Origin of the sequence: Parabacteroides sp. AM08-6 (assembly GCF_003473295.1) — a bacterium.
Lineage (GTDB): Bacteria > Bacteroidota > Bacteroidia > Bacteroidales > Tannerellaceae > Parabacteroides.
On sequence record NZ_QRMP01000005.1, the window covers coordinates 114,963 to 139,816 of the forward strand.

At 40.7% G+C, this 24,854-nt stretch carries 22 protein-coding genes; 11 read left to right on the top strand and 11 right to left on the bottom strand.

From position 1 onward, the window contains the following. Positions 1–59 precede the first annotated feature (59 nt). Positions 60–2,543, bottom strand: a complete 2,484-nt coding sequence (gene feoB, locus DW103_RS06000) for a ferrous iron transport protein B (protein ID WP_122274755.1) — start codon at positions 2,541–2,543, stop codon at positions 60–62. A gap of 128 nt (positions 2,544–2,671) precedes the next feature. Between feoB and DW103_RS06005 the strand changes: the two genes are divergently transcribed. Together DW103_RS06005 and DW103_RS06010 are read left to right on the top strand one after the other, a co-directional pair. After that, positions 2,672–3,082: a 2-amino-4-hydroxy-6-hydroxymethyldihydropteridine diphosphokinase gene (locus tag DW103_RS06005; protein WP_122274756.1), complete on the top strand. Its 411-nt coding sequence runs from the start codon at positions 2,672–2,674 to the stop codon at positions 3,080–3,082. A 2-nt stretch (positions 3,083–3,084) separates the two neighbouring features. Next, positions 3,085–4,473, top strand: coding sequence for a glycosyltransferase family 39 protein (locus DW103_RS06010; protein ID WP_122274757.1), 1,389 nt, complete (start codon positions 3,085–3,087; stop codon positions 4,471–4,473). Here the strand turns inward: DW103_RS06010 and DW103_RS06015 are convergent. From DW103_RS06015 to DW103_RS06055, 9 genes are read right to left on the bottom strand one after another with little or no spacing between them, the layout of a single operon-like run. Continuing rightward, positions 4,470–5,600: a glycosyltransferase gene (locus tag DW103_RS06015; protein WP_122274758.1), complete on the bottom strand. Its 1,131-nt coding sequence runs from the start codon at positions 5,598–5,600 to the stop codon at positions 4,470–4,472. The two genes, DW103_RS06010 and DW103_RS06015, sit on opposite strands and share 4 nt — an antisense overlap. Beyond that, a complete protein-coding gene (locus DW103_RS06020) occupies positions 5,593–6,846 on the bottom strand; it encodes a hypothetical protein (RefSeq protein ID WP_122274759.1) in 1,254 nt (417 codons plus the stop codon). Before DW103_RS06020 ends, DW103_RS06015 begins: the two co-directional genes overlap by 8 nt. Then, complete coding sequence (locus tag DW103_RS06025) at positions 6,843–8,162, bottom strand: polysaccharide deacetylase family protein (protein WP_122274760.1); 1,320 nt, start codon at positions 8,160–8,162, stop codon at positions 6,843–6,845. Before DW103_RS06025 ends, DW103_RS06020 begins: the two co-directional genes overlap by 4 nt. A 15-nt stretch (positions 8,163–8,177) precedes the next feature. Continuing rightward, the gene (locus tag DW103_RS06030) at positions 8,178–8,816 is read right to left on the bottom strand and encodes a PIG-L deacetylase family protein (RefSeq protein WP_122274761.1); all 639 of its coding nucleotides are present in this window, start codon (positions 8,814–8,816) and stop codon (positions 8,178–8,180) included. Positions 8,817–8,818: 2 nt separating this feature from the next. Further along, the gene (locus DW103_RS06035; protein ID WP_122274762.1) at positions 8,819–9,784 is read right to left on the bottom strand and encodes a GNAT family N-acetyltransferase; all 966 of its coding nucleotides are present in this window, start codon (positions 9,782–9,784) and stop codon (positions 8,819–8,821) included. Positions 9,785–9,836: 52 nt separating this feature from the next. Beyond that, positions 9,837–10,880 carry a recombinase RecA gene (gene recA, locus DW103_RS06040; protein WP_122274763.1) on the bottom strand — a complete coding sequence of 348 codons (1,044 nt, stop codon included), beginning with the start codon at positions 10,878–10,880 and terminating at the stop codon, positions 9,837–9,839. 6 nt (positions 10,881–10,886) lie between these two features. Next, positions 10,887–11,345, bottom strand: coding sequence for a thioredoxin-dependent thiol peroxidase (gene bcp / locus DW103_RS06045; RefSeq protein WP_122274764.1), 459 nt, complete (start codon positions 11,343–11,345; stop codon positions 10,887–10,889). A gap of 9 nt (positions 11,346–11,354) precedes the next feature. Further along, on the bottom strand, positions 11,355–12,368 hold the full coding sequence (locus DW103_RS06050; protein WP_122274765.1) for a radical SAM protein: 1,014 nt from the start codon (positions 12,366–12,368) through the stop codon (positions 11,355–11,357). 5 nt (positions 12,369–12,373) lie between these two features. Next, the gene (locus DW103_RS06055; protein WP_122274766.1) at positions 12,374–13,567 is read right to left on the bottom strand and encodes a saccharopine dehydrogenase family protein; all 1,194 of its coding nucleotides are present in this window, start codon (positions 13,565–13,567) and stop codon (positions 12,374–12,376) included. 654 nt (positions 13,568–14,221) lie between these two features. Between DW103_RS06055 and DW103_RS06060 the strand changes: the two genes are divergently transcribed. The 9 genes from DW103_RS06060 (at position 14,222) to glmM (ending at position 23,578) form a co-directional block, all read left to right on the top strand. After that, positions 14,222–15,613: a hypothetical protein gene (locus tag DW103_RS06060; protein WP_122274807.1), complete on the top strand. Its 1,392-nt coding sequence runs from the start codon at positions 14,222–14,224 to the stop codon at positions 15,611–15,613. A gap of 36 nt (positions 15,614–15,649) precedes the next feature. Next, a complete protein-coding gene (locus tag DW103_RS06065; RefSeq protein ID WP_122274767.1) occupies positions 15,650–17,287 on the top strand; it encodes an OmpP1/FadL family transporter in 1,638 nt (545 codons plus the stop codon). Positions 17,288–17,496: 209 nt separating this feature from the next. Continuing rightward, a complete protein-coding gene (locus tag DW103_RS06070; protein ID WP_122274768.1) occupies positions 17,497–18,090 on the top strand; it encodes an RNA polymerase sigma factor in 594 nt (197 codons plus the stop codon). A gap of 78 nt (positions 18,091–18,168) precedes the next feature. Further along, positions 18,169–18,348 carry a hypothetical protein gene (locus DW103_RS06075; protein WP_122274769.1) on the top strand — a complete coding sequence of 60 codons (180 nt, stop codon included), beginning with the start codon at positions 18,169–18,171 and terminating at the stop codon, positions 18,346–18,348. Positions 18,349–18,442: 94 nt separating this feature from the next. Next, on the top strand, positions 18,443–19,093 hold the full coding sequence (gene rpe, locus DW103_RS06080; RefSeq protein WP_122274770.1) for a ribulose-phosphate 3-epimerase: 651 nt from the start codon (positions 18,443–18,445) through the stop codon (positions 19,091–19,093). Between the two features lie 94 nt (positions 19,094–19,187). Next, entirely contained in the window at positions 19,188–20,474 is a 1,287-nt protein-coding gene (locus DW103_RS06085; RefSeq protein WP_233545623.1) for a ComEC/Rec2 family competence protein, read from the top strand. Positions 20,475–20,512: 38 nt separating this feature from the next. Continuing rightward, positions 20,513–21,562 (top strand): bifunctional oligoribonuclease/PAP phosphatase NrnA, encoded by a 1,050-nt coding sequence (locus tag DW103_RS06090; protein WP_122274809.1) that lies wholly within the window; start codon positions 20,513–20,515, stop codon positions 21,560–21,562. Between the two features lie 54 nt (positions 21,563–21,616). After that, a complete protein-coding gene (locus DW103_RS06095) occupies positions 21,617–22,180 on the top strand; it encodes a DUF4827 domain-containing protein (RefSeq protein WP_122274771.1) in 564 nt (187 codons plus the stop codon). A 9-nt stretch (positions 22,181–22,189) separates the two neighbouring features. Beyond that, the gene (gene glmM / locus DW103_RS06100) at positions 22,190–23,578 is read left to right on the top strand and encodes a phosphoglucosamine mutase (RefSeq protein WP_122274772.1); all 1,389 of its coding nucleotides are present in this window, start codon (positions 22,190–22,192) and stop codon (positions 23,576–23,578) included. A gap of 95 nt (positions 23,579–23,673) precedes the next feature. On the opposite strand, the gene DW103_RS06105 is transcribed toward glmM, so the two are convergent. After that, positions 23,674–24,849 (bottom strand): phosphoribosylaminoimidazolecarboxamide formyltransferase, encoded by a 1,176-nt coding sequence (locus DW103_RS06105; RefSeq protein WP_122274773.1) that lies wholly within the window; start codon positions 24,847–24,849, stop codon positions 23,674–23,676. Positions 24,850–24,854: the final 5 nt, after the last annotated feature.

The following is a 24,854-nucleotide window of genomic DNA, read 5'->3' on the forward strand; positions in this document are numbered from 1 at the left end:
GATGTATCCAATAGTGATGACACCTATAATAATGATTGCTATTTCTTGCCACATAATTGCTAACTGAATAAATGAATAAAAAAACTTCCCGTTTGGTAAACCACAAATGATACAATCCAAGCCAGAACACAGGTATAAACAATGACAAAGAAGCCCCATTTCCAAGAACCGGATTCGTTTACAATAGCCGATATCGTTGCAATACACGGAAAATAGATGAGAACGAATAACATCAGACTAAGTGCAACGAGAGGGGTGAAGATAAGTTGACCTTCCGCATTTCTATCTTGTTTCAAGCGTTCGGATAGAATTTGGTTATCATCGGTCTCTCCGGTGTAAAGAACGCTCAAGGTACTGACTACAACCTCTTTGGCGGCCATGCCGGTAAGCAGACTAACGCTCATTTTCCAGTCAAAACCTAAAGGGGCTAATACGGGTTGGATTGCTCGTCCGATGTGTCCGATATATGAATTTTGCTGATGTTCTATCGCCTTTAAGCGTTCCAATTCGGCTATAGTTTCGGATTTTTCTTTCGAATCGATTTCTGCTTGTTCGATTTCTGCAATTTGTTTATCGAAAACTTCTCCTTTTTCCGTATGACGGGGAAAATATCCTAAAAACCAAATAATGATAGAAGCAAATAAGATGACTCCTCCCATTTTGTGAAGGTATTGTTTGGCTTTTTCCCACATGTGTATCATAATGGATTTGCCGGTGGGCATTCTGTAGGGAGGGAGTTCCATGACAAAAGGAACGTCTTCTTCATTAAATAGGAAACGTTTGAATAAACGAGCCATTAAGACTGCCAATAGTATTCCTGTAACATATAAAGTGAGGAGTACAAAACTGGCATTATCCGGGAAAAAAGCTCCTGTCAATAAGACATATACCGGTAATCGCGCACTACAACTCATTAAGGGGTTTACCAACATGGTAATCATTCGGCTGTTCCGGCTCTCTATTGTACGGGAGGCCATGATAGCCGGAACATTACATCCAAAACCCATGACAAGCGGAATGAACGATTTTCCGTGTAATCCCATTTTGTGCATTATCTTATCCATAATGAAAGCGGCACGCGCCATATATCCGGAATCTTCCATGAAAGAGATAAAGGCATATAATATCAAGATGTTAGGCAAGAAAACGATAACGCCTCCTACACCTCCGATGATACCATCTACCAACAGGTCTTTCAAGGGACCTTCACTCATATTGTCTCGAACAAAGCCTCCGATAATTCCAACAAGCGATTCTATCCAAGCCATAGGATATTCTCCCACCCGGAAAGTCGCTTCAAACATAATCCACATGAATAGGATAAAAATCGGAAATCCCAATACTTTGTGGGTTACGAATAAATCGATGATTTGAGTACTGGTAGCTTCTTTTATTTTACTTTGTTCGAACGTTTCTCGTAAAGCTCCGGAAATAAAACCGTAACGTGCATTTGTGAATGCCGTTTCGCAGTCTTCTTTTAGTAGTTCTTCAATTTGAGTAATATTCCGATTACGTTCAAGTAGTATATTTTCAGAATTAGGCAACGCTTTTACAAAAGCCTCGACTTCCGGATCTCCTTCCAGTAATTTAATGGATAAGTATCGCTTAGAAAGACTTTTTGTGACATTCCCATTCAATTTTAATTCATGTCTTACATTATAAATTGCTTTTTCCAGCACATCACCATAGTTTATGTGGATGTGGCGAAGTACAGGATCTTCTTCTTCGTAGACTTTAATTACGCGATTGAATAAATTTTCTATTCCGAAGCCTGTTTTACTGATTGTCGGGATGATAGGTGTTCCAATCATGCGGGAAAGTGAATCATGGTCGAATTTATTCCCATGTCGTTCCAGTTCGTCATACATATTGAGTGCGATGACCATACGGACATCCATGTCAATTAGTTGACAAGTAAGGTATAAATTGCGTTCCAGATTGGAAGCGTCAACCACATTGATGACGACATCCGGCTGTTCCATATTCAGATGTTTCCGGACATAAAGTTCTTCCGGCGTATAAGCTGAAAGAGAATAAGTTCCCGGAAGGTCTACTATTTTGAATGTATATCCATTTTGGTGGAAGGTCCCGGCTTTGGCATCAACGGTAACACCACTGTAATTTCCAACGTGTTCATGTGCTCCGGAAGCAAAATTGAAAAGCGAAGTTTTACCACAATTCGGATTTCCAACCAAGGCGACATTAATTGTTTTTCCTTTATGTATGGCCATGGCCCGAAGGTCTTCACCGGAAGGGAGCGTATATGAAGTAACCGGGCGATTTTCATTGTCTTTGGAAGGGTGGGCATCCGCAAATTCAGTTGTGCTGACAACCTCAATCATGGCTGCATCATTACGTCTGAGGGATACATCATATCCCATTACACGATAATGAATGGGGTCTTTGAGCGGTGCATTTTGAATGACATCAACTTCTTTTCCCCGGATAAATCCCATTTCGATAATGCGCTTGCGAAAAGCTCCGCGTCCCATTACCTTAACAATAACCCCTTTTTCGCCTGTACGAAGTTCTGATAATCTCATTACTTTAAAATCTTGCGCAAAGGTAATATGAATACTTTGCAACATCAATACCAATAAGTAGGTATTTTTTTTTAGTTCAGGTGGGTGTTTCCTGTATTTTACGTATGTTTGTACAATATTTTTGCTATATGGAGGAGCGACAAAATAGAATTATATTGTGTTTGGGTTCTAATCTGGATAAAGAAAAGAATATAGAGTTTGCGGACAGAGAGTTGCGTGCCCGTTTTGATTTTATTATTTTTTCCGAGCCGGTTTATACGGAATCTATCGATTGCCCGATACCCTCTCTTTTCCTAAACCAGGTAGTATTTGCATATAGCCCGGATGGGATAGAAGATATCCAAAAGGATTTGAAAGAAATAGAACGTCTTTTAGGACGTAAATCTCAGGATAAGTTCTCCGGATATGTACCGGTCGATATTGATTTGCTTCAATGGAATGAACAAATCCTGAAACCGGAAGACTTAAATCGGCCGTATGTATTGACGGGTATTCAATCAATCCTTTCCGCCTTACCCCAACTTGGCTTAAAAGAGTAGTTATGATAAAATATCTATTAATTCTTGTATTTATTATATTAAAGTGTTTTACACTCGATAATTGTTTTTTCTGGGATGGAATTGCTGGTTGGTCTATGCCGGCGAATTATTTGTTGCAACATGGCTTTTTTTCATTTGTCTATCCTCCGGAATATGTGGCGGAACCACCTTTGGCGCATCTTTACCTGGCTATGCTTTGGTCGCTATTCGGACGAAATTTATTAGTAGCACATGTTGCCATTGCCGTTTTTTCTGTTGGTGTGATTTGGCAGACCTATAATTTAAGTAAGCGGATTGGTGGAGGTTATACTCCTTTTTTGTTTCTTCTGATTTTGCTGGATCCTACTCTTGTTACACAACTTTTTATTCTTTCACCAGATGTAATTATGCTCTTTTGGGCTTTGTTGAGTATTAATTTGATGTTGGATAATCGACGAAAACTTTTATCCGTATCTCTCCTCTGCTTGGGGCTGGTCAGTATCCGCGGATTTGTGACATGCGCGGGATTGGGCTTAGGATATTTGTTGATTTCCTATTTTTTACATAAAAGAGCATTGAAAGATTCATTTCTTTATGTATTTCTTCCTTTTATCCCTGTTTTGCTGGCTATTGGTGCTTGGTTTGCCTGGCGTAAAATAGTAACTGGTTATTTTCTGTATCAGCCGGGATTTGCTTATATGGATCACCGTCAATGGGTTGACGGAGTAACATTTATAAAAAATACATTTGCTTTTGCTTGGAGAATGATTGATTCCGGTCGATGGATTGTTTTTCTTTTCTTTTTCGTGGCAATTGTTAAAAATGGTTTGGGAAAATCACTGCATATTCTTATGAAATCTCCTTTATGTATGATTTACGTGGGTATTCTTTTGCTTATGATGTGTGTGACTATACCTGTTACGAATCCTTTTGGGAATCGATATTTTATGATTTTGTTTGTTTTATTCGCTTTGATTACCATGCAGTTATTGATAGAAATTTATTCTACTCGTAGAATAACAATGATTACAGTAATCATTGTTATGGTGTTATGTAGTTCTCATTTTTGGGTTTATCCGGAAAAAATGTCTCAAGCATGGGATAGTACATTGGCGCATCTTCCGTATTATTCTTTGCGTAGGGATATGATACATTATTTGGAAGAACAACAGATTGACATACAGGATGTGTCGGCTTCTTTTCCGATGTTACGCTCTTTTGCCGATACGGAGGCTAATCAAGACGAACGTTGTTTTTCTGATGCAGAGATAAAAGACAGCAAATACGTTCTATACTCCAATGTTTTTAATTGGAGCGATGAAGATATCGATGAGATTTATTTGCACTGGAAACCTCAAAAAGAATTTAAAAGAGGAACTGTATTCCTCAGATTGTATGTACCGGTAAATTAGCTTTTCTCATAAATTAACTGATAAAGACGTTCTCCCTGATTTTTATTCGAAAAAGCCGGAAATAGTAAATTCTCCCGTTGTTGGATAGAAGTTTCGTCTATCGGTTGTTTCATCAGTTGATTGCAAGTTCGGATGATTTCATCAGCTGTGTCGGCTATATGGCAGAACTGTTCCAGCCCGCTTCCGGCAGTCATCAGGTGGTTGGCTACAATATGGCGTCCGGCGAAAATGCTGTTTAGCAATTTAAGTTTCAATCCGGTAGCCTGAAAGGTTATCAAGACATGTATTTGAGCTTCTTGTGTCAGCTGGTTCATCCGTTCCTTCGAAGGGTTGGCTTCGAGGTGGATGTTCGGATGATAAGCAATCACTTTCTGCAATTCTGCGGGAGGGTTCATTCCGGCAATCATACATGTATAAGGCAATTGGCTAAATACATGTTTTACCAGAAAAAGTGCAGCCTGCGTATTTTCCGCCACCGACAATTTCCCGTGGTACAGAATAAAATCGGATTGTCCCGGTTGTGCTGTAATTTGGTCATTGGGGTGGAAAGAAGGCATATATTCGATTGATTTATCAGGAAAAGCCTTCTGTAAGTATTCTGTATCACTGGTTGAAACTGTCAACATCAGGTCGGCATGTTTCAGTACCTTTTGATATTTTTCGAATCGAAAAGCTTCGACTAAAAAGAAGGTTTTCTTAATAAGATTTTTTTCTGCTATAGCTAAATGACGGAAATAATCGTGTTCGATGTTTGATTCACGATATATTTTTTTTCTGTTTTTCAAACGTGGGTCATTGATATAGTAGCATGAATGTAATCCTTCAAACAGGATGGGATATTCATTTTTCAGTAAATTGGCAATCAATTCCGGACTTTTTCGGCTATATACGTTGTAAGGAAGTAAGGTCATATTAGCTACAATTCCCGTATGCCGTTTATAATAATAAACTTTTTCACACAAAGCCTCGAGTTCAGGAGCCTGCGGACGTTCGTATTCAAAGCAGTGCAAGATAATTTTTACACCAAGCTGATGCAATGCTTTTATTTTATAAAAAACATCGATAATACCACCGTAATTGGCAGGCCAAGGTATGTTGAATGATATGATATTTAGATATTTATCCATTGTTTTGTGTATTACTTAATTCTGTAAAAAGGTCCATGAATTGTTCTGCTTGTCTTTTGCGGGAGAACTTTTCGACGGCTTGCCTGTCTACTTCAATGGTGGTATATCCTTTTTCTTTCCACTCCGTATAATAATGAAGAAGGAAATCATATACCTCTTCAACTGTGCGAGCAGCAATGCCGGACTGGGTTTGTTTGATTGTTTTTTCCAAACAAGCTTCATCACTGCGTACACAAAGTAAAGGTTTTTCTACAGCCATTGCCTCAAACAATTTGGTCGTCATGAAACCTTTAGGACCTGTTTCTGTTGTTTTGTTCGCCAATTGTAATAATACGGCACTATGATTCAGTATTTTCGGTATTTCGGATGCCGGTACATAATCGAAATAATCAATATAAGACGCGATTTTAAAATCGGCGGCTATCTGTTCGATTAATTCTTTGGATGTTGAATCTATATACCATTGCAGACGGAAGGTTTCCGGTTGAATATGTTTTGCACGATCTAACTTAGCTATTGCTTCAAACAGTAACCGGGGGTCACGTGTTGCCTGGCTAATCAATCGTCCGGTATAAGTAATAATAAAGTGTTCCATCCGGTATCGTTCGGGAAAAAATATTTCCGGGTCATATCCATTGTAGATAAGTGTCGTATGCGGATTATATTTTTTTAAAATCGTTGCATGCCAAGGAGATATGGTGGTTACATAATCGGCCGATTTGAGTGCTTTGTTTCTGTATTTTAGTAGTTTATGGCGGAATATTCTGGTAATCAGCCTGTCTAAATATGAAAAGGAATGAAAAGAATGTGCGATATATTCGTCGGAAGCATATTGCTCCACGATATCCCGTAGGTCGGCTATGAAAGGAAGATGATATTTAGTTGCGACTTTTTGTGCTGCAGGAAGCGGAAATGTCCGGTAGGTACTGCAAAGAATACCGGCATAACCTCCTTTTTCCAATAGGGAGTTAGCCACTTTTTCCATCTTTTTATCTTTATAATGAAAAAAGAAATCAAATAAGAAGAGCAATACCCATTCGATTTTTCGGGTTAATTTGCCTGTTGCCCGGTAATATTTGATATATGTGACAGGAATTTCTCCCGTCAGAAAAGAAAATGTATTGTCGTTGATTTGTTCTGTTACGACAACCGGTTCCCATCCCGCCCGTTTCATGTACTTGCATAGATACCCCATCCTAGGTCCAAATGCCGGCGGAAATAAATCACATAATATGAGTATTTTCATACTTTTTTCAATTCTTCAATGATTGCTGCGAATAATTTATGATGCCAATCGACAGAAGTATTGGTCTTTATGCCGTTTGTAGCGACTATGTCATTATGCCAGAGTAAAATAAGTTCTCCATTGGCTGTCGCGACTCGTTCGCTTAGTTGCAGGACATAAGCTAATGCTTCTTCATATTGCAACCCCATATAATCCGACTCGTTTAAACTACAGTCCATAACCGTCAAGGGATGGAGCCGGAGAGGGGATATCCGTCTGTTTTCCGGATTTATCCATTGGACAGATCTGCAGGTTCCTAATCGAAAACCGGCGATGTCGGCATATCCCATTGTAAAATCATCCGTTATTCCTGTTTTTTCCAGCCAATCCAAATCTTCAGGTTCCCGTGAGGAGAGATAGTGATGGCGGTTATACATGATGGGTGTTCCCGTATGTTTTTCAAGCAATTCTTTTTCATGAGCAATAAGCGAAGGTGTTTTTCCTGCATCATAGCTACTGTGGAGTCCAATCGTTCCATTTTCTGTTTTGCATAAGAGGAATAATTCCTGCATGTCCCTTGAGTTCAGACGGTACTGCGGCTTATCCTTCATCGATGAACCGGATGATTTGAAAAAGAATAATGATTCGCATCGCTTTGAACCAACGCTGTTTATGAGGCTGTTGTCTAATTGCAGTAACTTGGGGAAAGTATAAAAAGGATCATCTGCTAACGGACCGTTATACATTTTCCACGCATTTCTCAATCCTGTGCCTTTTAATGTCTCTCGTAAAAGATTCCTGAATGTCCGGCAATAAAACGGAGCATCCACATCATGCGTAAGCCATATCTTTTGTATTTGGGGCTCAGGTTCTACAGCCGATTGTACGTGTGCCTGACGTAACCATCGACGTAGTAATCTGCCATATTCATCTACTATCGGGCGATGGATAAATCCGGCTTTATAGGGGAGCGATTCTTTTCCGGGAAAACGTCCGTGTTCGTCACGTATATTTCTTTTTCGAATTTCTTCATATCGTGTTAACAGGAAATAGGCACTTGCCAGTATATCAGCATGTACTACCCATATATCATCATACCATTCCATTTTGGGAGAACCGAACAATAGAGGAACGCCTTCTACCTCATTCAGCGGAAGTTGAGGCATGGAACGTTCGGTTCCATACACTTCATCGCGAAAAAAAGGAGAAGGAATAATAACTACCCGGTATCGTGAAAACTTATTTGCGTCATTGGTATATCCGACCAAGCTGCTAAGTTCACCGGCTTTATCTCCTCCAATCAGGAATTTTATCAAATAGGAAATAATGGCTCTCATGATGATTTACGGAATTTATAAAAATAAGCGGATTACTTCAAAAGCCTCTGCATAGGGGCAACCGGCTTGAACTCCTCTTGATTTTGCCAACGAATATAGAAATTCTTCGGATAAATAATCGCGTGCTCCCTGTGATTCATATTCCTTCAGTGCTTCCACTTTTGCTTTTATATGTTGTTTGTCCAATTGTACGAAACATTGTGCATTGAATGTCAGATTGTTCCAGATAAGTTCATAGCCTAATAAAGTCGTGTTTTTGAAAGCCCGTAGACCTTCCTGCGCAATTGTGGTATGATCTTGGTGAATATCATGCAAGCAAGGCATGAAAACCAAATCAAAACTATTGTCTTTCCGCAAACGTATTAATTCTTCCAATATTTCTTGACGTACATATCCTAATTTACGGACCTCATAGTCGTAAATAATAAGATTTTCCGGTAAGATACCCAGTTTGGCTGTCGCTCTTTTTACCTCTGTCTTCAGGATATCTTTCGGAAATCCATCCGGTACAGATTGTTGGGCTGTGGAAAAGGCAACATAAGTAACTTTCTTGCCTAATTCAATTAACTGGCTGATAGTTCCTCCTAATCCTAATTCACCGTCATCTGTATGCGGAGCCAATACGAGAATATTATTATAGTTGTTGATTGTCATAACTAGCGTCCTTTATTTATTATTTTCCCCCATTTTATCCGGGCTCTATCTAATAAACTTAATTTTCCTTTGGTTATTGTAAAGAAAGGTGTTTGAATGGCACTAAATTCTCTAAAAAAACGTTCGACGCCTGGTATCATGGAACCTTCAAAATCGAAAATGTCGGTGAACTGGGATACGTAATGTATACATTCCCAGAGGACAAGACTATGTGCACCTGATTTTCTCAGCTCCGGATTTCCTCCTCCCGCTAAGTACCAAGCGGAATTGTCTTGCCAAACAATAAATACCGCAGCGTGGAGTTGCCCTTTTTCGTCGTAACCGCCCCAAAGGTCTCCTTGGTTACGTTTACGGCAAGCATCAATCAGCTTTCTCAATGTTTCGGAATCTTCTTTCATTCGTATTTGCTGACGTTCGAAAGTTTGTGCTTGTATTTGTAGAAATTCTTCGACAGCAATACCTTTTTTTACTGTGATATGATATTTTTCCTGAGCCTTAATGATGTTCCTTCGGATGTTTGCACTCATATTTGCCCAAATAATATCTCGGTTTTTTATTTCTTTCAGCAGGTAGGTATAGCGGGTCGTTTGTTTGTATCCTTCCCAATAGAAGGGTAACCAATCTGTGATGCTGTAGTGAAAATTTTGCAGAAAGAAGGAATAGGAGTGAAGTTGTTCTATAAACTGTTTGCAAAACTCCTGACGTCTGCCTAAAGTCGTTGTATATTTAATGTCGGAGGCTTCCGGTGCAAACCACGGCCCCATTGTTTGTGTAAAAAAAGGCATTAAGATAATGTCATGTTTCGGGGTATAAAACGGCATGGTAGCCAGAATACGCCCTTTTTCTTCAACCGACAAAACATCCCAGTTCTCTTTTCCGCAAACGATATCCAGCCACCAGTCCCGGGAAAAGATTGGTATAGTCGGTTCGTATGAACAAAGTTGATGGTATTTGTCTTTTGAGGTCATTCTTCTTATGTATAGGGTAAATAATGATAAACCACTATTTACCCTATGTCTATTATTTCAATTTTTCGAATATCAATGTAGCCAATTCGTCGGCTAATTCTGGATTGTCGGCAACACATTGTTTGGCAGCATCGCGTCCTTGTCCCAGCTTGGTGTCGTTGTAGCTGTACCATGCACCGCTTTTTTTGATGATGTTCAGTTCTGCCGCCAAATCGATGATTTCGCCGGAGCGTGAGATACCTTCACCGAACATAATATCGAATTCAGCTTTCCGGAATGGAGGAGCAACTTTGTTTTTAACCACTTTTACGCGAACTTGGTTTCCTTTGATTTCATCGCCATCTTTCAGTTTTCCGATGGAACGGATATCCAGACGAACGGATGCGTAAAACTTCAGCGCATTACCTCCGGTTGTTGTTTCAGGATTACCGAACATAACACCGATTTTATCACGCAGCTGGTTGATAAAAATACAAGTCGTATTCGTTTTATTGATAGCAGCTGTTAGTTTACGAAGTGCTTGCGACATCAAGCGGGCTTGCAATCCCATTTTACTGTCACCCATGTCGCCTTCCAACTCGGCCTTGGGAGTCAGGGCTGCAACAGAGTCGATAACTACAATGTCTACAGCTGACGAACGAATCAACTGATCTGCGATTTCCAATGCCTGTTCGCCGCTGTCCGGCTGTGAAATCCATAAATTTTCAACATCGACTCCCAGTTTTTCAGCATAAAAACGGTCGAAAGCATGTTCCGCATCGATAAAAGCTGCAATACCTCCGGCTTTTTGAGCTTCGGCAATTGCATGGATTGCCAGTGTCGTTTTTCCGGATGATTCCGGACCATAGATTTCCACAATACGTCCTTTCGGATAACCGCCTACACCCAAGGCTGCATCCAGCCCGATGGAGCCGGTTTTGATAACTTCGATGTTCTCGATACTTTCATCGCCCAGTTTCATGATGGAACCTTTACCGAAATCTTTTTCGATTTTATCCATTGCTGCGCGTAGCGCTTTTAGTTTGTCTGCGTTAATCGCAGGTTTGGCAGCAGCCGGCTGCTTGCCTTCTTCAAATAAGTTGTCTTCTTTTGCCATTTCCTTTTATAGATTAAGGATTTGATTTGCATGGTCTTTAGTCTTCACCTCTTTCGGGCCGATGATGTTGGTAACGATACCTTCTTCATTGATTATAAAGGTGGTACGGAGAGTCCCCATGTATGAACGTCCGTACAATTTTTTTTCTGCCCATACCCCGAACTGTTGTTGCAGGGTTGTATCCGTATCAGCGATGAGGCTGAAAGGAAGTTCTTGTTTTGAGATGAAGCCCTGATGAGATTTAGCACTGTCCTTGCTTACTCCAACCACTTCGTAGCCGGCGGCCAGCAAGTCCCGATAACCGTCTCTTAGGCTGCAAGCTTCTGCCGTGCAACCGCTCGTGTTGTCTTTCGGATAGAAATATAAAGCCAGCTTTTTCCCTTTGAAATCGCTCAACTTTATCTCTTTTCCGTTCTGGTCCAGTCCTAATACTTCAGGTGCTTTGTCTCCTATTTGTATTGCCATAAACTTGTTTTACTTAATATTATAGTTCATTTTACGTGTCACGTCTACTTTCTGCCGTTTTGCTTTGCCGAAGGCTTTTCCCAATAATTGCCTCCCCAAATGACGGCGGGCGGCATACGATTCGAATGTCTCCGTCCGGTAATCGAAATCGTCTTTCCAGCATTCCCGTGGAGAAACATAGCAATATGTCGCCTTTTCGAAACTGTTGTCATCCACTTCATTCTCTTCCAGCATGATGATGTTCCGCTTATCCGGCGCTAAACAGATAATGTTTCTGCGGCGGCATTCTTCGATAAGCGGCTGCAGTACAGTATCATAGGAAGCATAAATACGCGTCAAGTCGAAATCATTGTATTCGCTGTCCCCGATTTTCTGTATGGGACGTAATTGCAAAATATCCAACTGGCTCCCGACTATATCCCAGATACAGCTAAGTTCTTCCAGATTGGCATTGTTGATGGTATAGTTAATCCGCAATTTGAATCTCGGATATTTTTTCTTGACATCTGCAACATCCGCCAGCAGCCTTTTAAAAAGGTCGAACTTCCCGTTTGCCATCAGATACTCATACGTTTCACGGGTAAAACCGTGAGCGGAAAGAGTCAGTTCGTCCAACCCGTTTTCCACAGCTGCGCTCAGTTGTTCCTTTGTCAGCAGATTCCCGTTTGTCGTAAGCGAAATATAGGGAACTTTGTATTTTTTTCCCAACCCGATGATTTTTATCAAATCCTTATGTAAAGTCGGTTCGGCTCCGCATCCCACCTGGAGTTTTAGTGCCCGGTGGAACAAACTGGCAGCAATTGCTTCTATCTCCTCATATCTCAGGCTACCTTTTAGTGTTTTCCGTTTTTCTTCATCGCTGAAATAGCACATCTTACAACGGAAATTACAAGCCATTACCGGATCCAGGAAGACTCCGATATATCGCCTGCCCAATACATGAAATAACCAGAGACCCAGCAATTTGAGTCTCCGGCTTTTTATCTGTGTACCGAGGCGTAGTATCCTGTAGATATTACCCATCTTTTTTACAGTTCCAAATCTACGTTAAATAATTCATGCCAAGGTAATCCCTGTTCGTTCAGCTCTTTCATGAAAGGATCCGGATCGAACTCTTCCACATTCCATACGCCCGGTTTTTTCCAAATACTTTTCATAAACAGTTTTGCACCAATCATGGCCGGAACGCCGGTTGTGTAGCTGACACCCTGTGCGCCTGTCTCCAGATAGGCGGCGTGGTGGCTGCAATTATTATATACGTAATATGTTATCTCTTTGCCGTCTTTCAATCCCCGGATACGGCAACCGATGGATGTTTCGCCAGTATAGTTTTCGCCCAAATCACCCGGGTTTGGCAATACGGCTTTCAGAAACTGGATAGGAACAATTTCTTGGCCATTATACAGAATCGGATCGATACGTGCCATACCGATATTTTGGATTACACGCAGATGGGTCAGATATTCTTGTCCGAATGTCATCCAGAAACGGGCACGTTTGATAGTCGGGAAGTTTTTTGTCAGGCTTTCCAACTCTTCGTGGTACATCAGGTATGATTCTTTAGGCCCTATATTCGGGTAATTCAACGGTTTATGAACAGAAAGAGGATCTGTGTCTTTCCATTGTCCGTCTTCGAAATATTTACCACGTTGAGTAATTTCACGAATGTTGATTTCCGGATTAAAGTTTGTTGCAAATGCTTTATGATGATCACCGGCATTACAATCTACAATATCCAGATACTGTATTTCGTCAAAATGGTGTTTAGCAGCATAAGCCGTGTACACCCCCGTTACTCCCGGGTCGAAACCACAACCTAAAATAGCGGTCAGGCCGGCTTTCTCAAAACGGTCTTTGTATGCCCACTGCCAACTGTATTCATATTTGGCTTCATCCAGTGGTTCGTAGTTGGCTGTATCCAGATAACTAACGCCATATGCCAGGCAGGCATCCATAATGGAGAGGTCCTGGTACGGCAAAGCCAAGTTTATAACCAAGTCCGGCTTGAAAGCATTGAACAAGGCCACAAGTTCGTCCACGTTGTCCGCGTCCACTTGTGCCGTCTGTACCTTTACATTTTTGATATCGTCAGCAATCTTGTCGCATTTGCTTTTCGTACGGCTTGCTACCATGATATCAGTAAAGACATCTGCGTTCATTGCGATTTTCTTAACGGCAACGGTACTAACGCCTCCGGCACCAATCACTAATACTCTTCCCATGTACAAATAGAATTAATATTGTTGTTAATATACAGTTTGCAAGGTTATGAACCTTTCGACAAAAATACGATTTATCTTTGAAATATGCTATAAGGCTTTCTGAAAAACCTTCCCGGTATTTAGAATCATTTTTTCGGGGACTTACTTTTTTGTGCTTTATTCCTGATCCTTCCGGGTACTACAGGGTAGGTTTCTAATTTTCCTGATTATCAAAATGTCACTACTATAGCGGCTAAATGGGGTTAATATGGCGGGTAAAATAAATTACCCGCACATGTAACTCTTTTTAACGTATTAATCCGGTTACAAAATACCCAAATAATAAACATTTTGTCATCCGTCGGGAATATGTGGACCGGGAAATTTTGTATGATGTGTTTGGGCTGTATGCTGTGCTGCAAGGCATAAAAAGAGAATCGATGCAGCGTTTCTTTTCGAAATAGCATCTTTGTTCATAGATTTATCCTGATATTTAAGAAGATTCGATGGTTAAAGTATCTATAAATGCTTGTTATCTATTGGGAAACTGCTATATTTGTAAATAAAATGGATAGTTTTATTGTTAAGATAAATCAGGGCGTTTAAACCCTGACGATGTATGGATAGTCTAAGTAGTAGAAATTATAAAGTAGAGGAGAAACGAATATGAAACCCATGAAATTAACATCTTTGATGGTGATGCTTCTGGTAGCTTTTAGCGCTGCCGCTCAAGAGGAGTTCTTTGATGATGTGTATTTCTCTTCCGGTAAAGATAAGAAAAAAGAAAAAAAAGAAGAGAAGGTAATACAGCCGAAAAAAGAAGAGGCAACAAGTACGACATTGTCATCCACTTACACCACGACCAGCAGAACTGCGCCGGCTAAGGCTAAGGGCGAACGTGATGTAGATGAATATAATCGTCGGTATGAATCTGCTGATGTAGAGGAAGCTTATGATGAATCAGCCGATATGGACAGTAGTGGCGAAGTTCTTGCCGAATATAATGATAATATGGCAGCTGATGACCAGAAAGTGACAGTGATAGCTGATAATAAACGCCGTTCGGATTTAGAGTATACCGAACGTATTATTCGTTATCATTCGCCAAGTAAGATAACGATAGCCGGTGCCGACCAGGTTGATTTATACTTGAGCGACGGTTATTACGGTTATGATTATGATACGAACTATTTGGATGGGAATACAAATGTGAGTTTTAATATAAATGTAGGAAATGGCTGGTATGATCCCTGGTATAGTTGGTATAACCCGTGGTATTACAATCCTTGGTGGAGCTATTCTTCCTGGTGGGGACCGAGTTGGGGCTTCAGCTGGGGCTGGGGTGGCTTCTATGGCGGTTGGTCAAGACCGTGGTACGGCGGTTACTGGGGACCGGGATATTATGGCGGCTATTGGGGTGGCGGTTACTGGGGCGGTGGCTATTGGGGCCATAGCCATTGGGCACATGCAACTCCTTACAGACATAGTTATGCCGGCGGGCGTACAACAGGTTCCGGAGGTAGGAGCGCATATCGTTCTTCCGGCTCTCGCAGTTCGGTTAGGAATACTTCATCACAGAGAAGTAGTAATCGTTCTTCCGCATCTTCTTTACGTTCTTCGTCCACTAATAATCGCGTAAGTTCCGATAGAAATAGTAGCGGGCGGGTGAATAGTAACAGCAGTCGTCCCGGATTGAGTACAAGCCGTGCCAATACAACGGAGAGAACGGGTATTAGCAGCGAACGTACTTCGACGAACACGAATAACCGGACACGAATAACCCGTGAAAATAATGTAGGAACATCCTCCTCTTCTTCACGTACATATAATCGTCAGAGTACTCCGTCAAGAAGCAGTAGCAATTCTTATCGCTCTTCTTCGTCCGGAAATAGTCGCAGTAATACTTATACCCCTTCAAGGAGTAGCAACAGTACGACACGTTCCAGTTCGATAGGTACTTCTTCCGGAGGTAGCGTTAGTCGTTCCAGCGGTGGCGGTTATAGTAATGGTGGCGGACGCTCCAGTGGTGGTGGCGGCGGACGTTCCGGCGGCGGTCGAAGCCGGTAATCCGGATAGGTAATAAATCTTAGGAATAGTAGAGATATGAAGAAGGTGATTGGTTTGTTAGTATCGGCATTTGTACTAAGTGCCGGTACCGTATTTGCACAAAGTGAGATTGATGCTTATAAATTCTCTCAGACAGATTTGAGCGGGACAGCCCGGTATATGGGGATGGGAGGCGCTTTCGGTGCTTTAGGTGGTGATATATCTTCAATGGAGACGAATCCTGCAGGGTTGGGTATTTATCGTAGTTCCGAAGTAGTGACAACATTGAGCCTGTCTTCCATTAGAGCGAAAACGGATTGGGTTGGAACGAAAATGAATGAAAATCGTACTAAACTCAATTTTGATAATATTGCTTATGTCGGTTATTTTCCAAGTGGTAATGACGAAGGCCTTGTCAGTTGGAATGTGGGTTTCTCTTATAATAGGGTTAAAAATTATAATCGCACCTACAGAATGGGGCGCGGAGCCGGAGGTAAATCCATCTCGGATTATATTGCGGAGTTGACAAGTCTTAACGGCTCTACTTCCGGCGGACTTTGGGGAACGGATAATTATGACCCTTATTTGAATCATAATTGGCTTTCGGTTTTGGGATATAATGCCGGACTGATAGATGGTGATAAGGGGGCGTTTTTTTCTACAATGGGAGAATGGAAAAATGGAAATCTTGTCCCTTTTAAAGTGCACTCTGCGGATTTGCATGTTACGGAGAAAGGAGCTGTAGATAAATATAATATTTCTCTTGCCACTAATATTTCGAATGTGTTTTTCGTTGGGGCGACAGTATCTGTTACCGATTTGAATTATGACGTACGAACATATTATGATGAGGATTTTGGCTCTAATAAAGCATCCAATAAAAGCGACCATCTCTATTTGGATAATTATTCTTCTTTGGATGGAACCGGATATGGCTTTAATCTTGGTGTAATTGTTCGCCCGGTTGATTTCCTGCGTTTCGGAGTCGCTTACAATTCACCGACTTGGTATAAGATGACAAATTATTATAATGCGGAAGCGGGAGCTTTTGTATATGATTATTATTCCAATAGGGTGAATCCGGAGGGGAATGACAAAAATATGGATAGGAAGGCCTGGACTCCGGACAATGTATATACCGAGTACAAGCTTCGTTCTGCCGATAAGTTTTTGTTTAGTGCCGCAGCTATTATTGGCCAGACGGCATTGATTAGTGTGGATTATGAATTGACGAATTATAAAGGTATGCGCTTAAGCGACCGGGATGGCTATGCACAGGATGATGATAATAGTCTTATTAAAGGGGATTATCGTTGGGCCGGTATGTTAAAAGCCGGTGCGGAAGTAAAGGTTACGCCTCAATTCGCTGTTCGTGTTGGTACTGCATGGCAAAATAGTCCGGTACAAGACCACATGAAGTACACTTCGGATGGTGTGATTTCGGAAGTTGCCGTATCTGGAACACGTACGGTTTATTCGGTAGACCATTCTGTAAATTATTATACGTTAGGTTTAGGGTATCGTTTTACTCCTAATTTCTATGTGGATTTGGCTGCGGTTTACCGGATGCAGAAAGAAGAAGTTTATCCATTCCCTCATCTTATTCAAAAAGGAGAAATTTTGGTAGAATCTGTTCCGTCTATATTAAAAACGAATACTACAAAAGTCGCTCTTACTTTTGGATATAAGTTCTGATTTTTCATAGTTAGTTCAAAAAAGCCCCCTTTTTGTACAAGAAACGTACGAAAAGGGGGCTTTTTTATTTAAAAATGGAAGAATAGTTTGTTTGTTTAAAATTCTTTTTGTTCTTTTGCCTTAAAATATAAATATATTATTGTCTAACATTTAAAACCGCATTGCCTATAGCATAACATTACTCAATAGAAACTAAAAAAATAGAAGTAATGAACACTTTAAGAATGATGACTGACGAAGAGTTGGTTGTTCTTTATGCACAAGGTAATAATGCTGCTTTCGATGTGTTGTTGAATCGTTACAAAAGCAGTATCCATTCCTACATTTACTTTATAGTTCGTAACAAGGATCTTACGGAAGATATTTTCCAAGAGACTTTTGTCAAGGTGATTATGACGATTAAACAAGGCCGTTATACCGAGAACGGTAAGTTTAAGGCTTGGATTACCCGTATTGCTCATAACCTGATTATCGATAATTTCCGTCAGGAACGGAGTGAAAATACGATTTCCAATGATGAAGTGGAAGTTGACTTATTTAACAATATCAAACTTTGTGACGGAACAATAGAAGATAACATTGTTCGTCATCAGGTATTGTCGGATGTGAAGAAGCTGGTTAAGCATCTGCCTGATAGTCAGCGGGAAGTGTTGGAAATGCGTTACTATCAGGACCTTAGTTTTAAAGAAATAGCCGATATTACAGGCGTAAGCATTAATACCGCTTTGGGACGCATGCGCTATGCTATCCTGAATATGCGTCGTATGGCTGAGGAAAACAGTATCGAGTTGTCGATGGTATAAATAAATTCTATTCATCATACAATAAGCAGGCAGCCTGCTCGTTTTATTATCAAACGAAAAATAAAAACAGAGTTGCCTATGAAGAGACTTTCTACTCGATGTATGAATGAATTTGAAAATAGAACCAACAGAAACCGGAATGAGAAGAAAAAGAGTATGCCACGCAGGCAGACATTGGATTTTCTTACTCAGTTTGCAAGAGTTTATCATTCAGAACCAGTTTTGCATCCGGAGCTTTGTGGCGTGGTAATGAACTAAAGTTGAAATAGAGAAACAGGGAAATGAGGAAGATATAACTTCGTTTCCCTGTTTCTCTGTTTTTTTTTCTATATTTGTAAAAAACATAAAGGATATGGAGCATAAAATAGCACCCTCTTTGCTGGCTGCAGATTTTCTGAATTTACAGAAAGAGGTTGAAATGATAAATAAGAGTGATGCGGATTGGTTGCATATGGATGTGATGGACGGAGTATTTGTCCCTAATATTTCATTTGGCTTTCCTGTCCTGGAAGCTGTCAAGCCGATTTGCCGGAAACCATTGGATGTACATTTGATGATTGTGGAGCCTCAGAAGTTTATTCCGGAAGTGGCAGCGGCAGGAGCGTATATGATGAATGTGCATTACGAAGCTTGCATCCATTTGCACCGTACGATTGCAGCCATTAAGGAAGCCGGTATGAAAGCTGCCGTTACTTTAAATCCGCATACCCCTATTTTGTTGTTGGAGGACATTCTTCAGGATGTGGATATGGTGTTGCTGATGTCCGTAAATCCGGGTTATGGAGGGCAAAAGTTTATTGAACATTCGGTGGAGAAAACGGCCCGTTTGAAAGATATGATTTTAGGTAAAGGCTTGAATACTTGGATTGAAGTGGACGGAGGTGTGAATATGGAAACGGGAAAGCGATTGCTGGATGCCGGCGCGGATGTGCTGGTGGCCGGGAGTTTTGTTTTCCGTTCTCCGAATCCGCTAAAGACAATCCGGGAACTGAAAGATTTGTAATAATATACCTGTGTCGATATATTATGATGCCGATTATTAAAGTATGGACGAAGTAATATATTGACACAATTTTTATATATTAAAACCTTGACTTATGATGATAGAAGAATTGCGTATGCGGCCTTTTGTACGGCCTTTATTTATTTGGATAACCGGAATCTTGTTGCAGGTTGTTTTTCCTTGTCGTATGTATGGCCTGTTGTTGATACTCTTCCCTTTATTCATTCTTGTTTGTTCCGGTTTTGTTCATGCAGGGCAGGGGAGTTCCTGTAGCTATGAAACTCGTTGGGTTTGGGGAGCAGTGTTCGCTTTATTGCTTTTGGCTCTTTCCATAGAGAAAACGGCTTATTCCCAGATTGAAATAGAGCATCCGCCTTTTGTATCCGGCCTTCAACGACTGGCGAGTGAAGAGCAGCAACGATTGTTAAAGCCATTTGACAGACTGCATTTGTCCGATTCCGAGAAAGGAATGCTGGCTACTATTACACTTGGGTATCGGGCAGGGATGGATAGAACTGTTCGGAAGCGATTTTCCATGGTAGGTGTCGCACATATTTTGGCTGTAAGCGGCTTTCATGTGGCTATAGTCTGTGGTTTTCTGTCGTTAATCTTTTCAGCGTTTCCCCGTACCCGGTTTTTCAATTGGATAAAGTATTTGCTTACAATTGTTTTGTTGTGGACATTTGTCTTTATAACAGGCTTGGCGCCTTCTGCCGTTCGTGCAGCAATAATGCTCTCCCTGTTTCTGACCGGACGATTGCTGAGGCGAACGACAGACGGTTATAATATTTTGGCTGCCGCAGCTTTTTGTATGTTGGTATATGAACCGCTTTATTTGTTTGATATAGGTTTTCAATTGAGTTATGCAGCTGTTTTTTTTATTCTATATCTTCAACCCCGGTTCATGCATTTGATAGGAGCACGAAACCCGTTTTTAGCTGTGCCTTCCGGTTGGATTAGTGTAACAATGGCGGCGCAGATTGGTACATCCTTTCTTTGTTTATATTATTTCGGACAGTTTTCTCTTGTTTTTCTTTTTACAAATTTGCCTTTGACGGTTTTGGCAATGTTGCTGATACCTGCCGGATTGCTTTGGGCATTGTTGCCTGCCGGTTGTCCGGGCTCCGGAGAATTGCAATTGGCGGTGGAATGGTTGGTGAATAATATGCTCGGAGTTGTGGATACCTTTAGTCGTGTCCCTTTTGCTTCGGTTTCCTTCCGATTCGGATTGGATACAATGCTATTAGCTTATGGGAGCCTCTTGTTTGGACTGCTATATGAAAAAAGTCGTCGTCCGTTTAATCTATTCATTGCATTGTCTTTGTTGTTAATAATGTTGATAACATTGGTGATTGAGAAAGTAAAGATATGGGGAATGTAAAAAAAATCGTACCTTTGTCACTGAAAATTAGAGAATATATGATTACGAAAATCATTCAGGAAGAGAAAATACAAAAAGCTAAAAAGTACGTAGAAAAAGGGGAAAGTTTTGTTATCGTAACGCATGTAGCCCCTGATGGTGATGCAATAGGTTCTTCTTTGGGATTATACCATTTTCTTACGGCTTATGGAAAAGATAACGTATCTGTAATTGTACCGAACGAATTTCCCCAGTTCTATAAATGGATGCCGGGAACAAAAGAAATAGTCATCTATGAGAAATATCCGGATTTTGCCAATCAATTAATCCGTGAAGCCGATGTTATTTTCTGTCTGGATTTCAATGAACCGAAACGTATTGAAAAGATGGCTCCGGCTGTGATTGCGGCAGAAGGACGTAAAGTGATGATTGATCATCATTTGAATCCGGCTGATTTTTGCCGGGTGACAATGTCGTATCCGGAAATATCGTCGGCAAGTGAAATGGTGTTCCGTTTTATTTGTCGTATGGGGATGTTTGACCTGATAAACAGGGAATGTGCCGAATGTATTTATACCGGAATGATGACAGATACAGGTTCTTTTACCTATAATTCCAACAAGCCGGAAATTTATACGATTATAAGTGAATTGATAAAGAAGGGCATAGACAAAGATTTAATTTACCGTAAAGTAAATCAAGTTTATTCGGAAAGCCGTCTGCGGATGATGGGCTATGTGTTGTATGAAAAGATGAAAGTTTATCCGGAGCAACAAGCTGCGCTGATTACGCTTTCACTGGATGAACTGAACCATTTTCGTTATGTCACCGGGGATACGGAAGGTTTTGTGAATTTACCTCTGAGTATCGAAGGAGTGAGTTTTAGCGTATTTATCCGGGAAGATAGAGGGTGTATAAAAATATCTCTTCGCTCAGTCGGTGATTTTCCCTGTAATTTGTTCGCAGGACAATATTTTAACGGGGGAGGACATAAAAATGCTTCCGGTGGAGAATTTTATGGAACTTTAGCGAATGCCGTTGCTGTTTTTGAGAAAGGTTTAAAAGAATTTAATCCTAATAAAACAGAAGAATTAAATAAACATGCCTGAGATTTGGCGTAGATTATATACATTTGCCATTCAATTACAATTAATGCGAAAGAAATGAAGAAAGGTTTTTATATCCTGTTGATTATGTTCACTGCCATGTGGGTGGTGTCGTGTGACAAAACAAAGTCATACACTGATATGTTGAAGGCTGAACGAAAAGCTATTGACCGGCTGATAGCAGAAAATGGATTTGAAATTTTATCTGATTTTCCGAAAGATAGCGTGTTTAAATCTAATCAGTTTGTCGAATTGGATAACGGAGTTTATCTGAATATTATAGATAAAGGGAATAGTGAACGTGCTGTATTATATTCAACCGATGTAATGGCGCGCTTTATTGTTCAGTTGTTTATGGGGGCAGATACCGGAACTGTTGACAACTTGGGGCCTCATTCGAATGGTACTCACCCGGTTGAATTTAAGTACGGATACAATACCGGTCTGAAAGAATATTATTTGAATTCATTCATTACACCGGGGATGGCTTCGGCTTTGGAATATGTGGGTGATAGTGCACGCGTGAAGCTGATAGTTCCTTTCAAACAGTCAAGCTCTGATTTTCAGAGCACAGGGACTCCTCTTTATTATCAAGAAGTGAAATTTGTATTTATCAAATAATCTAGCAAAATGACACTTATTAAATCTATTTCTGGTATTCGTGGAACAATAGGCGGTAGTCCTGATGACGGACTGAACCCGTTAGCTATTGTTAAGTTTGTGGCTGCTTATGCTACATTCATAAGGAAAAACACAAAGGTGACAAGTAACAAGATCGTTGTAGGTCGTGATGCACGTATCTCCGGTCCGATGGTAAAACAGATTGTTCTCGGTACGCTTACCGGAATGGGCTTTGATGTGGTAGATATAGATCTGGCAACTACTCCTACAACAGAGTTGGCTGTGGCAATGGAGGGTGCATGCGGTGGTATTATTCTCACCGCCAGCCATAATCCGAAACAATGGAATGCCTTGAAATTGTTGAATGAGCGTGGTGAGTTCTTGGATGCTGCAGAAGGAGCGGAAGTGCTGGCTATTGCGGCGGATGAAAGTTTCGAATTTGCAGATGTCGATCATTTGGGAAAAGTTATTGTAGACAATTCTTATAAACAAAAACATATAGAGAGTGTTCTGAAACTGAATTTGGTTGATGTTGAGGCTATTAAGGCTGCTAATTTCCGTGTAGCCATTGATTGCGTGAACTCGGTGGGTGGGATTGTCTTACCTGACTTACTCTCTGCTTTAGGAGTGAAAGAAATTTTTAAATTACATTGTGCACCCCATGGGAATTTTTCTCATAATCCGGAACCTCTTCCGGAAAACTTGACGGAAATATCAGAATTGATGCCGCATGCTAAGGCGGATGTCGGTTTTGTTGTAGATCCGGATGTCGACCGTTTAGCTATCATTTGTGAAAATGGCGAAATGTTTGGGGAAGAGTATACTTTAGTGGCTGTCAGCGATTATGTTTTGAGCCATACTCCCGGTAATACGGTAAGTAACTTGAGTTCAAGTCGTGCTTTACGTGATGTCACTCGTGCACATGGTTGCGAATATAATGCAGCAGCTGTAGGTGAAGTGAATGTCGTAGCCAAAATGAAAGCAACTAATGCAGTGATAGGGGGCGAAGGTAATGGCGGTGTTATCTATCCTGCCAGTCATTACGGACGTGATGCTCTTGTTGGTATTGCTTTGTTCCTGACACATTTGGCAAAGAAAAAAATGAAGACAAGCGAACTTCGTGCCAGCTATCCTCCATATTTTATCTCAAAACAAAAAGTTCAGTTGACACCTGAAATAGACGTAGATGCTATCTTGAGGAAAGTGAAAGAAAAATTTACCCAGTATGATATAACGGATATAGATGGTGTAAAGATTGATTTCCCGGATAAATGGGTTCATTTGCGTAAAAGTAATACGGAACCGATTATCCGTATTTATTCGGAAGCTCACACAATGCAGGAAGCGGATGAATTAGGAGGAGAATTAATACAGATTATTCGCGATATGTGTAAATAAAAACAAATATCCTTCTTATATAAAAACCTCCTTTAGAGAAATTTTCTAAAGGAGGTTTTTTGGTATATCTGGTTTTATTTAAAATGCGATGAATATTAATGATGGAACAAGCGTACACCTGTAAATGCCATTGCTATGCCGTATTTATCGCACGTATCAATAACATGATCGTCACGAACAGAACCACCTGCTTGTGCAATATATTCGACACCACTTTTATGGGCACGTTCAATATTGTCACCGAAGGGGAAGAAAGCATCAGAACCCAATGCAACTCCCTTTAAAGTGTTTAACCAGGCACGTTTTTCTTCACGTGTTAAGACTTCCGGTTTTTTTATGAAGAATTGTTGCCAGATACCGTCTGCTAAAACATCCTCATAATCATCGCTGATGTAAACATCGATTGTATTATCACGGTCTGCACGACGGATTTTCTCAATCCAAGGCAGGTTCATAACTTTCGGATGCTGGCGTAAATACCAGATATCAGCCTTATTTCCGGCCAGCCGGGTACAATGGATACGACTTTGCTGCCCGGCTCCGATGCCGATGGCTTGTCCGTCTTTTACATAACAAACAGAGTTGCTTTGTGTATATTTCAATGTAATCAAAGCGATGATTAAATCACGTTTTGCTTCATCCGGGAAATTCTTATTTTTAGTGGGTATGTTAACCAGTAAACTTTCATCCAATTTGATTTCGTTGCGTCCTTGTTCGAAAGTAATGCCGAATACATCTTTATGTTCGATAGGAACAGGACGGTAAGCCGGATCTATTTTGATTACATTATAAGTGCCTTTCCGTTTGTTTTTCAGTATTTCTAAAGCTTCCGGAGTGTAGTCGGGAGCAATTACACCGTCTGAAACTTCGCGGTTGATAAGTCGGGCTGTCGCTTCGTCACATGTATCACTCAGTGCGATAAAGTCTCCATAAGATGACATACGGTCTGCACCACGGGCACGGGCATAGGCTGTCGCCAACGGAGTAAGAGGGAGATCGTCTACAAAATAGATTTTTTTTAACGTGTCACTCATTTCGATACCTACAGCGGCTCCTGCCGGACTTACATGTTTAAAGGATGCTGCGGATGGCAATCCGGTGGCTTCTTTTAATTCTTTTACTAATTGCCAACTGTTGAATGCATCCAGGAAATTAATGTATCCGGGACGTCCGTTCAATACCTCGATGGGTAACTCCCCTTGTTGCATAAAAATACGTGACGGCTTTTGATTGGGGTTACAACCGTACTTAAGTTCTAATTCTTTTGCCATAGTTT

Excerpts from the sequence above, each read along its gene's own strand:
- DW103_RS06015 (WP_122274758.1), bottom strand. The coding sequence starts at position 5,600 with ATGGATAAATATCTAAATATCATATCATTCAACATACCTTGGCCTGCC.
- feoB (WP_122274755.1), bottom strand. The coding sequence starts at position 2,543 with ATGAGATTATCAGAACTTCGTACAGGCGAAAAAGGGGTTATTGTTAAG.
- DW103_RS06010 (WP_122274757.1), top strand. The coding sequence starts at position 3,085 with ATGATAAAATATCTATTAATTCTTGTATTTATTATATTAAAGTGTTTT.
- recA (WP_122274763.1), bottom strand. The coding sequence starts at position 10,880 with ATGGCAAAAGAAGACAACTTATTTGAAGAAGGCAAGCAGCCGGCTGCT.
- DW103_RS06050 (WP_122274765.1), bottom strand. The coding sequence starts at position 12,368 with ATGGGTAATATCTACAGGATACTACGCCTCGGTACACAGATAAAAAGC.
- DW103_RS06105 (WP_122274773.1), bottom strand. The coding sequence starts at position 24,849 with ATGGCAAAAGAATTAGAACTTAAGTACGGTTGTAACCCCAATCAAAAG.
- rpe (WP_122274770.1), top strand. The coding sequence starts at position 18,443 with ATGGAGCATAAAATAGCACCCTCTTTGCTGGCTGCAGATTTTCTGAAT.
- DW103_RS06095 (WP_122274771.1), top strand. The coding sequence starts at position 21,617 with ATGAAGAAAGGTTTTTATATCCTGTTGATTATGTTCACTGCCATGTGG.
- DW103_RS06055 (WP_122274766.1), bottom strand. The coding sequence starts at position 13,567 with ATGGGAAGAGTATTAGTGATTGGTGCCGGAGGCGTTAGTACCGTTGCC.
- DW103_RS06070 (WP_122274768.1), top strand. The coding sequence starts at position 17,497 with ATGAACACTTTAAGAATGATGACTGACGAAGAGTTGGTTGTTCTTTAT.
- bcp (WP_122274764.1), bottom strand. The coding sequence starts at position 11,345 with ATGGCAATACAAATAGGAGACAAAGCACCTGAAGTATTAGGACTGGAC.
- DW103_RS06060 (WP_122274807.1), top strand. The coding sequence starts at position 14,222 with ATGAAATTAACATCTTTGATGGTGATGCTTCTGGTAGCTTTTAGCGCT.
- glmM (WP_122274772.1), top strand. The coding sequence starts at position 22,190 with ATGACACTTATTAAATCTATTTCTGGTATTCGTGGAACAATAGGCGGT.
- DW103_RS06005 (WP_122274756.1), top strand. The coding sequence starts at position 2,672 with ATGGAGGAGCGACAAAATAGAATTATATTGTGTTTGGGTTCTAATCTG.
- DW103_RS06035 (WP_122274762.1), bottom strand. The coding sequence starts at position 9,784 with ATGACCTCAAAAGACAAATACCATCAACTTTGTTCATACGAACCGACT.
- DW103_RS06065 (WP_122274767.1), top strand. The coding sequence starts at position 15,650 with ATGAAGAAGGTGATTGGTTTGTTAGTATCGGCATTTGTACTAAGTGCC.
- DW103_RS06090 (WP_122274809.1), top strand. The coding sequence starts at position 20,513 with ATGATTACGAAAATCATTCAGGAAGAGAAAATACAAAAAGCTAAAAAG.
- DW103_RS06085 (WP_233545623.1), top strand. The coding sequence starts at position 19,188 with ATGATGATAGAAGAATTGCGTATGCGGCCTTTTGTACGGCCTTTATTT.
- DW103_RS06075 (WP_122274769.1), top strand. The coding sequence starts at position 18,169 with ATGAAGAGACTTTCTACTCGATGTATGAATGAATTTGAAAATAGAACC.
- DW103_RS06030 (WP_122274761.1), bottom strand. The coding sequence starts at position 8,816 with ATGACAATCAACAACTATAATAATATTCTCGTATTGGCTCCGCATACA.
- DW103_RS06025 (WP_122274760.1), bottom strand. The coding sequence starts at position 8,162 with ATGAGAGCCATTATTTCCTATTTGATAAAATTCCTGATTGGAGGAGAT.
- DW103_RS06020 (WP_122274759.1), bottom strand. The coding sequence starts at position 6,846 with ATGAAAATACTCATATTATGTGATTTATTTCCGCCGGCATTTGGACCT.